Annotated in this window: 11 protein-coding genes and 1 pseudogene; 3 read left to right on the top strand and 9 right to left on the bottom strand. The window is 75.7% G+C overall.

All coding sequences use genetic code 11. The annotated features are described in order from the left end of the window. Positions 1–51: 51 nt before the first annotated feature. A complete protein-coding gene (locus CRP30_RS13325) occupies positions 52–2,316 on the bottom strand; it encodes a sodium-translocating pyrophosphatase (protein ID WP_097184445.1) in 2,265 nt (754 codons plus the stop codon). A 218-nt stretch (positions 2,317–2,534) separates the two neighbouring features. On the opposite strand from CRP30_RS13325, the gene CRP30_RS13320 reads away from it, so the two are divergent. Then, positions 2,535–5,012: a DEAD/DEAH box helicase gene (locus CRP30_RS13320; RefSeq protein WP_235003381.1), complete on the top strand. Its 2,478-nt coding sequence runs from the start codon at positions 2,535–2,537 to the stop codon at positions 5,010–5,012. 26 nt (positions 5,013–5,038) lie between these two features. On the opposite strand, the gene CRP30_RS13315 is transcribed toward CRP30_RS13320, so the two are convergent. From CRP30_RS13315 to ssd, 7 genes are all read right to left on the bottom strand, one after another. Next, positions 5,039–5,413 carry an Rv3654c family TadE-like protein gene (locus CRP30_RS13315; protein WP_097184444.1) on the bottom strand — a complete coding sequence of 125 codons (375 nt, stop codon included), beginning with the start codon at positions 5,411–5,413 and terminating at the stop codon, positions 5,039–5,041. Beyond that, a complete protein-coding gene (locus tag CRP30_RS13310) occupies positions 5,410–5,745 on the bottom strand; it encodes a TadE family type IV pilus minor pilin (protein WP_097184443.1) in 336 nt (111 codons plus the stop codon). Before CRP30_RS13310 ends, CRP30_RS13315 begins: the two co-directional genes overlap by 4 nt. Positions 5,746–5,799: 54 nt before the next feature. Continuing rightward, positions 5,800–6,051: a DUF4244 domain-containing protein gene (locus CRP30_RS23030; RefSeq protein WP_235003380.1), complete on the bottom strand. Its 252-nt coding sequence runs from the start codon at positions 6,049–6,051 to the stop codon at positions 5,800–5,802. Between the two features lie 120 nt (positions 6,052–6,171). Next, positions 6,172–6,891, bottom strand: a complete 720-nt coding sequence (locus tag CRP30_RS13300) for a type II secretion system F family protein (RefSeq protein ID WP_097184442.1) — start codon at positions 6,889–6,891, stop codon at positions 6,172–6,174. After that, on the bottom strand, positions 6,888–7,682 hold the full coding sequence (locus tag CRP30_RS13295; RefSeq protein ID WP_097184441.1) for a type II secretion system F family protein: 795 nt from the start codon (positions 7,680–7,682) through the stop codon (positions 6,888–6,890). Before CRP30_RS13295 ends, CRP30_RS13300 begins: the two co-directional genes overlap by 4 nt. Next, complete coding sequence (locus tag CRP30_RS13290) at positions 7,679–8,818, bottom strand: TadA family conjugal transfer-associated ATPase (RefSeq protein ID WP_097184440.1); 1,140 nt, start codon at positions 8,816–8,818, stop codon at positions 7,679–7,681. Before CRP30_RS13290 ends, CRP30_RS13295 begins: the two co-directional genes overlap by 4 nt. Continuing rightward, positions 8,815–9,876, bottom strand: coding sequence for a septum site-determining protein Ssd (gene ssd / locus CRP30_RS13285; protein ID WP_097184439.1), 1,062 nt, complete (start codon positions 9,874–9,876; stop codon positions 8,815–8,817). Before ssd ends, CRP30_RS13290 begins: the two co-directional genes overlap by 4 nt. Before the next feature lie 126 nt (positions 9,877–10,002). On the opposite strand from ssd, the gene CRP30_RS13280 reads away from it, so the two are divergent. Together CRP30_RS13280 and CRP30_RS13275 are read left to right on the top strand one after the other, a co-directional pair. Beyond that, on the top strand, positions 10,003–10,851 hold the full coding sequence (locus CRP30_RS13280) for an HAD family hydrolase (protein WP_097184438.1): 849 nt from the start codon (positions 10,003–10,005) through the stop codon (positions 10,849–10,851). Positions 10,852–10,911: 60 nt separating this feature from the next. Further along, the gene (locus tag CRP30_RS13275; protein ID WP_097184437.1) at positions 10,912–11,184 is read left to right on the top strand and encodes a hypothetical protein; all 273 of its coding nucleotides are present in this window, start codon (positions 10,912–10,914) and stop codon (positions 11,182–11,184) included. A gap of 141 nt (positions 11,185–11,325) precedes the next feature. Here the strand turns inward: CRP30_RS13275 and CRP30_RS13270 are convergent. Beyond that, positions 11,326–12,162 (bottom strand): annotated as a pseudogene (locus CRP30_RS13270) (aldo/keto reductase); the annotation flags it as partial. Positions 12,163–12,188: the final 26 nt, after the last annotated feature.

The following is a 12,188-nucleotide window of genomic DNA, read 5'->3' as shown; positions in this document are numbered from 1 at the left end:
GCCGGCCGGAGGACCCGTGCGGTGTGCTCGGGCGCTGTGATCAGGCGGTGATCAGGGAGCCGAGGCGGTGAGGCCCCTGTCGGACGTCGCGGACGGCGCGCCACCGACGACGACCGACCGGCGCTTGGAGATCACCACGGACACGACGATGACGACGACTGCCGCCAGCGCGATGAGCACCCGGAGGGTGGTGTTGGCGTCCTCGCCGACCGACAGGCCCACGACGGCGGGGGCGATGATCAGCGCGACCAGGTTCATCACCTTGATCAGCGGGTTGATCGCCGGCCCGGCGGTGTCCTTGAACGGGTCGCCCACGGTGTCCCCGATGACGGTCGCCGCGTGCGCCTCGCTGCCCTTCCCGCCGTAGGCGCCGTCCTCGACCATCTTCTTGGCGTTGTCCCACGCGCCACCGGAGTTGGAGAGGAAGACCGCCATCAGCGTGCCCGCCGCGATCGCACCCACGAGGTAGGCCGCGAGCGGGCCGAAGCCGAGCCCGAAGCCTACGGCGACCGGCGCGAGGACGGCGAGCAGCCCGGGGGTGGCGAGCTCGCGCAGCGAGTCCTTCGTGCAGATGTCGACGACGGCGCTGTAGTCGGGCCGCTCGCTGTAGTCCATGATCCCGGGCCGGGTGCGGAACTGCTCCCGGACCTCGAAGACCACGCGCCCGGCGGCACGCGACACGGCGCTGATGGCCAGACCGGAGAAGAAGAACACCACGGCCGCACCGAGGACCGCGCCGACGACGTTGTTCGGGTTCACCAGGCTGAAGGCGTCGCCGAGGGTGTCGCCGGCCTCGTCGAGGGCGACGGCGATCTGCGCGTTGTAGGAACCGAAGAGCGCCGTGGCGGCCAGCACCGCCGTCGCGATCGCGATCCCCTTGGTGATGGCCTTGGTGGTGTTTCCGACGGCGTCGAGGTCGGTCAGGACGCGAGCGCCCTCCTCGTCGATGTCGCCGGACATCTCGGCGATCCCCTGCGCGTTGTCGCTGACCGGTCCGAAGGTGTCCATCGCGACGATGACGCCGGCCGTCGTGAGCAGGCCGCAGCCGGCCAGCGCGACCGCGTACAGCGCGGCACCGCCACCGATGAGGAAGGCCCCGTAGACGGCGCCGCCGATGAGGACCGCGGCGTACACCGCGGACTCCAGGCCCAGCGAGATGCCGGACAGGATCACCGTCGCCGGGCCGGTGAGCGAGCTGCGCCCGATGTCCTTGACCGGCTTGCGGCTGGTCTCGGTGAAGTAGCCGGTGAGCTGCTGGATGGTCGCGGCGAGGACGACGCCGATGAGCACCGAGACGAAGCCGAGGACCTGCGGGCTGACGGCCATGTCGACGCCGTCGGAGATGCTCGGCAGGTAGATGAACGACGCCGCGGCGACGAGCACGAGGGAGGCTGCGGCCGAGGTGAAGAACCCGCGGTTGATCGGAGACATCCCGCTCGAGTCCGTCTTGGCCGGCCGGGTCGCCAGGACGCCCACGACCGAGGCGATGATGCCGATGCCGGCGACCAGCAGCGGGAAGACCATGCCGACGTTGCCGAAGAAGACCTGCCCCAGGATCAGGGCCGCGACCAGGGTGACGGCATAGGACTCGAAGAGGTCGGCCGCCATGCCGGCGCAGTCGCCGACGTTGTCGCCCACGTTGTCGGCGATGGTCGCCGCGTTGCGGGGGTCGTCCTCGGGGATGCCCGCCTCGACCTTGCCCACGAGGTCGGCGCCCACGTCGGCGGCCTTGGTGAAGATGCCGCCGCCGACGCGCATGAACATGGCGAGCAGGGCGCCGCCGAAGCCGAAGCCCTCGAGGACGATCGGGGCGGTCTGGTCGAACAGCAGCAGGGCCAGTGCGGCGCCGAACAGGCCCAGACCGACGGTGATCATGCCGACCACACCGCCGGTGCGGTAGGCGATGCGGAAGGACGGCAGGTAGCCCCCGGCGTTGGCCGCGGCCGCGACCCGGACGTTGCCGCGCGTCGCCAGCGTCATGCCGATGAAGCCGACCGACGCGGAGAAGAGGGCACCGACCAGGAAGAAGATCGCCCGTCCGATGCGGGTCTCCCAGCCGCCGTCGGCCACCGGGAGCACCAGGAGGAGGAGGAAGACGATGACGGCGAAGACGCCGAGCGTGCGGAACTGCCGCCTCAGATAGGCCGCCGCGCCTTCCTGCACCGCCACCGCGATCTCGCGCATCTTCACCGTGCCCTGGTCCGCGGCCAGGACGGCACGAACCAGGTAGGCGGCGAACCCGAGGGCGGCCAGGGAGACGACGAGGACGATGGCGACCAGCGCCAGGTCCCCGCCGGACAGCGAACTGTCGGGCATGTGTTCCTCCAAAGCGGTCGGCAGCCGCCGGGAGGCGTGGGTGCTCCCCGGGTCGGCGGAGGTTCCGCCCGGCACACCGGGGACCCCGGAGCGCCGAACGCTGCCGGAGTGTAAGCGAGATCACATGGAGTGAAGAGAACGTGGACGTTGTGTAAGCCGCATCACAGCGATGGCATTCGTCGCCGACGCTCGTCGGCAGAAGGTGTGACAGTGGACCGGTGACGACGCTCCACCCGGTCCGGCGGGTCGACCACACCGTGGCCGTGCTCCCGGGCGCCGACCTCCTCGCGTCGGTCCTCGCCGGGACGGAGGACGACGAGCAGCCGGTCACCCACGTCCACCACGTGCCGGTGCGGGAGAGCAGCACCCTGCCGTGGCCCGGGTGGGTCGGCCAGGACCTGCGGTCCCGGCTGGAGGAGCGCGGGGTCGACGCCCCGTGGCGGCACCAGGTGGAGGCGGCACAGCTCGCCCGCGAGGGCAGGCACGTCGTGGTGGCCACCGGGACGGCGTCGGGCAAGTCGCTGGCCTACCAGCTGCCCGCCCTGACGCGCCTGGCCGAGGACCCCCGCGCCTGCGTGCTCTACCTGGCACCGACGAAGGCGCTGGCGCGCGACCAGCTGGCGTCGGTGGCGGCCCTCGCCGACGCGTCCGTGCGACCGGCCGCCTACGACGGGGACACCCCCGGCGAGGAGCGCGACTGGGTGCGCCGCCACTCGCGGTGGATCGTCACGAACCCCGACATGCTGCACCGCGGGATCCTGCCCGCGCACCAGAAGTGGTCGAGCACGCTGCGGCGGGTGGCCTACGTCGTCATCGACGAGTGCCACGCCTACCGGGGCGTCTTCGGCTCGCACGTCGGGCACGTGCTGCGCAGGCTGCGGCGCATCTGCCGCCGCTACGGCGCCGAGCCGGTGTTCGTGCTGGCCTCGGCCACCGTGGCCGATCCGGCCGCTGCCGCGACCCGGCTGGTCGGCGCGCCCGTCGAGGCGATCACCACCGACGGCTCGCCGCGCCCCGGAGCCACGTTCGCGCTGTGGGAGCCGCCGCTCACCGAGCGCCTGGGCGAGCACGGCGCGCCCCTGCGCCGGTCGGCAGCCGCGGACGCCGCGGGTCTCCTGGCCGACCTGGTGGAGCGGGGCGCCCGCACGCTGGCGTTCGTCCGGTCCCGGCGGAGCGCGGAGTCCGTCGCGGAGCAGGCCCGGCGGCTGCTGCACGACCGGGGCCGCGACGACCTGGTCCGCCGGGTGGACTCCTATCGCGGCGGCTACCTGCCCGAGGAGCGGCGCGAGCTGGAGCGGTCGCTCTCGAGCGGGGACCTCCTGGGTGTGGCGACGACGAACGCGCTCGAGCTCGGCATCGACATCGCCGGCCTCGACGCGGTGGTGCTGGCCGGCTATCCCGGCACGCTGGCCTCGCTGTGGCAGCAGGCAGGCCGGGCGGGCCGGGCGCAGAAGGAGTCGCTGGTCGTCTTCGTCGCCCGCGACGACCCGCTCGACCACTACCTCGCCCACCACCCGCGGGCGGTCTTCGGCCGGCCCATCGAGGCGACGGTCACCGATCCCGGCAACCCCTACGTCCTCGGACCGCAGCTGTGCTGCGCCGCCGCCGAGCTCCCGCTCACGGCCGACGACCTGCCCGACTTCGGCGGCCCGGTGGCGGAGGCCCAGCTCGAGGAGCTCGTGGCCGCCGGCCAGCTGCGGCGCCGGCCGGCGGGTTGGTACTGGGCCGGGCGCGGGCGGCCGGACGTGGACATCCGGGGCAGCGGCGGCGAGCCGGTGTCGATCATCGAAGCGGGCACCGGCCGGCTCCTCGGCACCGTCGACGGCGGGGCCGCGCACGCCACCGTCCACGAGGGTGCCCTGTACGTGCACCGGGGCGACACCTTCGTCGTGGACGAGTTCGACGTGGACGACGCCTGCGCGGTGGTGCACGCCGACAACCCCGAGTGGACGACGGTGGCCCGCGACGTCACCGACCTGTCCGTGGTGTCGGTCGAGCAGACCCGCCGGCTGGGGACGGTCACCGCGTACACCGGCGTCGTCGACGTGACGAACCAGGTGGTCGCCTACCAGCGGCGGCGGCTGGGGAGCGGCGAGGTGCTCGCGGAGTTCCCCCTGGACCTGCCTGCCCGGCAGCTGCGCACCCGCGCGGTGTGGTGGACGCTCAGCGACCGGGCGGTCGAGCGGGCCGAGGTCGACGACGTCGCGCTGCCGGGCTCGCTGCACGCTGCCGAGCACGCGGCGATCGGCATCCTGCCGCTGCTGGCCACCTGCGACCGCTGGGACCTCGGCGGGCTCTCGACCGCGCTGCACCCCGACACCGGGACGGCCACGATCTTCGTCTACGACGGCCATCCCGGCGGGGCCGGCTTCACCGAGCGCGGCTTCGGCGTCCTCCGCCGATGGCTGCAGGCGACCCGGGCGACCGTGGCCAGCTGCGAGTGCGAGAACGGCTGCCCCTCGTGCGTCCAGTCGCCCAAGTGCGGCAACGGCAACGACCCGCTCGACAAGGCCGGCGCCGTCCGCGTCCTCGACGTCGTCCTCGACGAGCTGGCCGCCGCCGGTCACGACGAGCCGACGCCCGCTGGTCGGCGCAGGCACCCGCTGCGGGACCGGGCGGCCGCTCCCGCCGACGAACCGGTGGACGACCCGGCCGACGAGCAGATCGACGAGGCCGTGGACGACCTGGTCTTCTGACCTGTCGTCCTCCGACCCGCCCTGTCTCACGGGTCGGCCCCCACCGGGACCGGACCGGCCCGCGCACGACCGGTGGCGGGGAAGATACCGAGCCGTCCGAGGGCGACCGGCACGCTGACCGTCACCCGCACCCGGCCGCCCGGCTCGACCTCGCACCCGGTCGACTGCGCGCCGTTGGCCGCTGCCAGCCGGGCCGCCTCCGCGCACGCGTCGCCACCCTGGACAGCGCGGGCCGCGCCGGCCAGCGCCGCCAGGTCCGCCGCGGCGCCCGCGCGGTGCCGGGCGACGACGGCGGCGCCGGTGAGGACGACGGCCACCCCGACGGTCGCCAGGACGCCGCACAGCACGATCACCCACACGGTCGCCGAACCCCGCTCCCGGGCGTCTGCCCTGCCGCTCATCCCGCCCAGCCGTCCGATTCCCGGAGGGCCACTGCCTCGGCGGACACGGTGACGTCGAGCGGCACCGGCCCGAGGGGTGCGATCCGGGCCGACACCGTCACCCGGACCTCCTCCCCGTCGGTGGCGAGGGTGGCGCCGGCTCCCTCGGGCGCGATCCGGCGCACCAGGTCGGTGACCACGGCCGCCTCCTCCCCGCGGGCCGCGGCGCGGGCGCCCTCGCGGGCGGCGTCCACGCAGCGCAGCTGGGCACCGACCACGACCACTGCGGCGACGACGCCCGCCAGCACGAGGAGGAGCACGGGGAGGACGACCGCGGTCTCGGCGGTGACCATGCCGGCCTCTCCGCGAGCTCCTGCCCGGAGCCGACCACGACGGTCGCGCACCGGTCAGGACAGCGTCGCGAGCGCGGAGTCGACCAGGGCGGTCAGCCCGTCGACGATCGAGCTCCCGGTGACGACCCGGTAGAGCACCGCGGCGAAGGCGCACGCCGCCACGGTGCCGACGGCGTACTCGGCCGTGCTCATCCCTGCCTCACCGGTCGCGCGGACGGCCGCCCATCGTCGGCCGAGCCGCCCGCTGATCGGGGGGCCGTCGGCCGTGCCGTCGCCCGGGTCCTCGACGGTGTTCGCTGTCGCCACAGGTGCCTCCTCGGTCGTGGCCCGACGCTCGGGCCCTCGCGTCGAGACTTCCGCCGGCCGGGCGCGGATCCGACGGCCCGCGGAGATCTGTGGACGGGCGCTCGGGCTGTGCACGACGGCTCACCGGAAGACGTCGCCTGCGATGCCGAGCACCATGGGCACGACCCCCAGGCACACGAACGCCGGCAGGAAGCAGAGGCCCAGCGGCGCCAGCACCCAGACCCCGGCCCGCTGCACGCCCGACTGCGCTGCTGCACGCGCGGCGGCCCGGCTCTCCCCCGCGAGCGCCCGCAGCGCCGGCACCGCGGCCGCTCCCGACTCCCCGGCCCGGATCAGCACCCGTCCCAGCGCGGCGAGCTCCGCCGGGACGTCGGCCCACGCCCGGCGCGGATCGGCGCCCAGGCGGGACAGCGCGGCGACCCCCCTCAGGGAGCTCCCCAGCGGATCGGGCACCGCGGCGCCGACCGCCGCCAGGGCCGACCCGACCGGGACGCCGGCCGCGAGGCACACCCCGAGAAGGTCGCAGGCGGCCGGGATCTCGCGCTCGATCGCAGCGCGTTCGACGTCCCGGTCGTCCCGCCCGCGGAGGGCTCGCTCGGCGAGGACTGCCACGGCCGTGCCGGCCAGCACGCCGGAGAGGCCGCCCAGGAACGCCGCGACCGCCAGACCGGCGGCGGTGGCCAGGCACCAGCGCCGTCGGCGCGACGGTGCCGGGTCGTCAGCGAGCTCGGCAGGACGGGCACGGGGGCGCAACCGCGCCAGCCGCAGCCGGGTGAGCCGCGACCCCGGCGACCAGAGGAGCAGAGCGGCGGCCAGCGCTCCCAGCGCCGCGGCGGTCACCGGACGGCCCGCCGCACGAGGCGTTCCGACCAGGACAGACCGATGAGCTCCAGCGCGACCCCCACGACCAGCAGTACCTGGCCGGTCCCGGTCGTGGTCAGGACCCGCCACGGATCAGCACCCACCCCGCCACCCATCGCCAGGCCCAGCAGCGGCAGCGCGGCGAGCAGCATCGCGCTCGCCCGGGGGCCGGCGGTGGCGGTGCGCAGCTCCAGGCCCAGGCGGTGCCGGCTGCGCAGGTCGTCCTCGACGGCTGCGGTGACCGCAGCGAGGGAGCAGCCCGTCCGGGCGCTCACCAGGACGCCGGCCGACACCCGTCCGAGGGCGGCGGTCAGGTCCGCGCCCAGCCCCGGCGGAACCCCCGCTCCGGGGGCCCGCAGGGCCCGGGTCAGTGCCGAACGGCAGGTCTCGTCCGGGCAGGAGGCCACCGCTGCCGCGGTCGCGTCCTCGAACGACCGCCCGCTCCGCAGCTCGGCCCCGAGCGCGCCCAGCGACTCGGCGACCGACCGCAGCCGCTGCTCCGAGCGGCGGGCCAGCCGTTGGCCGTTCCAGGTCCGCCCACCGGCGTAGGCGGTCAGGGCGGCCAGTGCCGCCACCAGCGGCGGGCTCACGAGGGCTGTGGCCGCGGCGGCGGCGACGGCAGCCGTGCCCGCCACCGGCAGGGCGACGAGCACGGGACGTCGGGCCGGACTGCCGGAGACGTCGAGGCCGCGCAGCCTCGTCCCGCGCCCGGACCGCGGGTCCGGCCAGCACAGCGCCGCCAGCGCCGCGGCGAGCAGGGCCGCCGTCACGGCCGGCCCTCGACCAGCTCCCGCAAGCGGCCGGCAGCAGCCGCGGGCAGCCCGTCGGCCCGCCATCCGGGTTCGACGACCACCCGCTCGCCGGCCCGCCGGACGACACCGAGCTCGGTCACCCGTCGGCCGGCGGGGGTGCGCCGGAGGTGCACCACGACGGCGAGCGCCGCCGCTGCCTGGCTGTGCACGGCTGCCCGGTCGAGGCCTGCGGCGACGCCCAGCGCCTCCAGCCGGGCGGGCACCTCGGCGGGCCGGTTGGCGTGCAGCGTGCCGCCGCCACCGTCGTGGCCGGTGTTCAGCGCGGCCAGCAGATCGGTCACCTCCGCGCCGCGCACCTCTCCCACCACCAGCCGGTCCGGCCGCATGCGCAGGGCCTGCCGGACCAGGTCCCGCAACGTCACCAGGCCGACGCCCTCGACGTTCGGGGGCCGTGTCAGCAGCCGCACCACGTGCGGGTGCTGCGGGGTCAGCTCGGGCGCGTCCTCGCACAGCACGATCCGGTCGGCGGGATCGGCGGCCCCGAGCAGCGCCGAGAGCAGGGTCGTCTTCCCCGATCCCGTCCCGCCCGTGACCAGGAACGCCAGCCGGTGCGCCACCACCTGCCGCAGCAGCTCCTCGCTGTCGCCGGGGAGGGTGCCGAGGGCCGCCAGGTCCGCGAGGGTGTGCGTGGTCCGGCGCAGCACCCGCAGAGACAGGCAGGTGCCGCTGCCCGACACCGGCGGGAGCACCGCGTGCAGCCGGGTGCCGTCGCCGAGCCCGACGTCGACCCAGGGCGACGCGTCGTCCAGCCGGCGGCCCACCGTGGCCGCGAGCCGGACGGCCAGCCGGCGGACCGCGTCGTCGTCGGCGAACCGCACCCCGGTCCGCTCCGGCCCCGATCCCCGGTCGACCCACACCTGCTCGGGCCCGTTGACCAGCACGTCGGTGACTCCCGGCGCGCGCAGCAGCGGCTCCAGCGGACCCGCACCGGCGAGTTCGTCGACGGCGTCGCGGACCGCGCGCAGCACGTCGTCGTCGCCCAGCAGGCCACCGGACTCCTCCCGCACGAGCGCGGCCACGCCGGCGCGGGTGGGCGGTCCCGGTTGCAGCGCCAGGCGGGCGCGGACCCGGTCCAGCAGGGGCGGCGCGCTCACCGCGGTGCCCCGGCGGCCGGCAGGGCCGCGAGCACGCGCCGCGCGACGACGCCCAGCGGGGACCGCGCCGACACCAGCGGCGGCTCACCCCGCTCGCCTCTCGGGACCGCGCTGCGGTCGTGGGCGAGCTCCGCCAGCACCGGCCGGCCCACCACGTCGGCGACCTCGTCGCGGGACAGCCCGCCCGGGACCTGCCGGACGACGAGCTGCGCGCCCGCCCACGGCCCACCCGGCCCCTCGACGACGAGCCGCGCCGCCGTCGCGGCCCGCAGCCGGGCGGGCACGACCAGCACCGCGAGGTCCGCGTCGCCCAGCGGCGTCTCCTCGACGCCACCCCGCGGAAGGTCCACCACGACCGTGGAGCCGATCGACCGGGCGGCGTCCACGACGGCGGCCAGGGCGTCGTCGTGGACCCGTTGCGGTGCCGACCGGGAGGCGGCCACCACGGTCACCCCTTCCACGACCGGCAGGGCGGCGAGGAGTGCGTCGCCGTCGACGCGCCCGCGCAACCCGGCCAGGTCCGGCCAGCGCAGGCCCTCGACCCGCTCGGCACCCAGCAGCAGGTCCAGCCCCGCGCCCCACGGGTCGGCGTCGACCAAGGTCACCCCGGGTGCCGCGGCCAGCGCGACGGCCGTCGCGACCGTGCTGGCACCCGCGCCGCCGCATGCCCCGCCGACGACCAGCAGCCGACCCCGCTCCACCGGTTCGCGGACCGCGGCCGCCGAGCGGGCGAGCAGCCACGACTCGTCGTCCGGGAGCACCGCGACCCGCTCCGCACCGATCTCCACGGCGCCGGCCCACTCGGCGGGCGGCAGCTCCCGCAGGGCCACCACGACGACGCCCGGGCGCCGCGGCAGTGCCCGCACGACGCCGCCACCGAGCGCATCGGCCCCGACGAGGACCAGCGGCGCCTGCCGGTGCGCACGTCGCAGCGCCGGACCGCCGGTCGCCAGTTCGGGCTCGGCACCCGCGGTGGCCAGCAGCCTCAGGAGGTCGTCGAGGAGCCGTTCATCGGTGCTGACGACGAGCGGGCGGGAGGGGGTGCGGGAGGTGGACACGCCCCGACCCCACGCCGCCGTGGGCAACCAGTGCCAGAACGCGCGGCGAACTGTGGATGACCCGAACGGGTGTGGACGGCGCGCGACGTCCTCCGGTGTCACCCGGTCCACTTAGAGTCGTGCCTTGTGACCCGCTCAGCGGCGTTCTTCGACCTGGACAAGACGGTCATCGCCAAGTCCAGCACGCTGGCCTTCGGCCGGCCGTTCTTCAACGGCGGGCTGATCAACCGCCGCGCCGTGCTCAAGACCGCCTACGCGCAGCTGGTCTTCTCCCTCGCCGGCGCCGACGCGCAGCAGATGGAGCGCCTGCGGGCACAGCTGACCGCGATGGTGACCGGCTGGGACGCCGCGACCGTGCACGACATCGTCCGGGAGACCCTGCACGAGATCGTGGACCCGCTGGTCTACGCCGAGGCGGCCGACCTGATCGAGGAGCACCGCGCCGCCGGCCGCGAGATCGTCATCGTCTCCAGCAGCGGCGCCGAGATGGTGGAGCCGATCGGCCAGATGCTCGGCGTCGACCGGGTCGTGGCCACCCGGATGGTGACCGAGGGCGGTCGCTACACCGGCGAGATCTCCTTCTACGCCTACGGCGAGAACAAGGCGGCGGCGATGCGCGAGGTGGCCGCCGAGGGCGGCTACGACCTCGCAGACTGCTACGCCTACAGCGACTCCATCACCGACCTGCCGATGCTGTCGGCCGTCGGGCACCCCACCGCCGTCAACCCCGACCGCGGGCTCCGCAAGGCCGCCCTGGAGCGCGGCTGGCCGGTCCTGCAGTTCACCCGCCCGGTCAGCATGAAGGCACGGTTCTCCGCTCCGCCGGCCCCGGTCGTCACCGGTGCCGCGGTGGGTGTCGGCGCAGCCGTCGTCGGGCTCGCCTGGTACGCCCGGCACCGTGCGCTGCGCGCGGGGCTGTCCGCCGTGGACGACACCGCACCGCTGTCCGGTCGCCGGCGCCGCCGCGGCGCCTGACGGCGCTCCCTCCCGGCGGGGCTCCGCGGTCCCCCCTCCGGCGTGCGACATCCTGCCGACGTGCTCCTCGTGGTCCTCGCCTGGCTGGCCGTGCTGGCGGTCTGCGTGGCCGCCGTCCTCTTCGGCCAGTCCACCCGCACGGCACCCCGGCGGCGGCGCCGGTCGCGCACCGCCCGACTGGGGTTGTTCCTCTCGCTCTCGGGCCCGTGGCTGGCGGTCATGGGCGCCGCGGCGGCCGGCGCAGCGACCGGCGTCTGGATGGCCGCGGCCGCGACCGCGGCGTGCGGGGTGGTGGTGACCGCAGTGCTGGGGTTCGCGCTCGCCGCCCGCTGACGCCCATCTGCTCAGCCGCCGAACCGCTCCCTTACCCGGTCGACCAGCGTGCGGCCGGCCGACACCGGCGAGAAGGCACGCGGCCGCGGTCAGGGCCGCGTGCTCGTCGGGCCGGAGCGAGATCGCCGCCGCGGCGGCGTTGGACTCCAGCTGCGCCACGCTGGACGCGCCGGGGATCACGACCACCCGCGGCAGCCCGGTCAGCCAGGCCAGCGCCACCTGCGACGGCGTCGCGTCGTGCGCGTCGGCCACGTCGCGCAGGAGGTCCAGCAGGGGCGCCACCCTGCGCAGGTTCTCGGTGCCGAACAGCGGGTTGACCGCCCGCACTCCGCCGGGGCGGCGGTCGGCGGTGTAGCGGCCGCCGAGCAGCCCCTGGGCGAGCGGGCTGTAGGCGATCACCAGCCGGTTCTCGCGCTCGGCGAAGGGGACCTGGTCGTCGAGGGGCCCGGCGTGGGCGAGGGAGAACTGCACCTGGTTGCTCACCACCGGCACCCCGAGGGCGGCGTCGGCGGCCTGCCAGCGCGCCAGCGAGTAGTTCGAGACGCCTGCGGCGCCGATCCCGCCCTCGCCCAGCAGCCGCCGGAACGCGGGCATGATCACCGAGTCCGGCACGAGCGGGTTCGGCTGGTGGACCTGGTACAGCGGGATGCGAGCCAGCCCGAGCCGCCGTGCGCTGGCCGACCAGCGCTGCCGCACCACCGGAGGGAACGGCGCGACGGGGAAGACCTTGCTGGCGACGACGACCTCGTCCCGCTCGTGCCCCAGCGCGTCGCCCAGGATCCGTTCGCTGCGACCGAAGCCGTAGATCTCGGCGGTGTCGAAGAGGGTGACGCCCAGCTCGCGCGCCCGGCGGACGATGTCGACGGCCGCACGGTCGGCATAGCTGCTGCCGTAGCCCCATTCGCGGGAGCCGAACTGCCACGTGCCCAGCCCGATGCGGCTCACCGGTCCGAGGCCGTCGACCTCCAGGTACTCCATGCGGTCAGTCTTGAGCCCGCCGCCCT

The organism is Blastococcus haudaquaticus, from assembly GCF_900230285.1.
Classification (GTDB): domain Bacteria; phylum Actinomycetota; class Actinomycetes; order Mycobacteriales; family Geodermatophilaceae; genus Blastococcus_B; species Blastococcus_B haudaquaticus.
The sequence above is the reverse complement of the archived record's forward strand: the minus strand, read 5'-3'. Positions and strand labels throughout refer to the sequence as shown.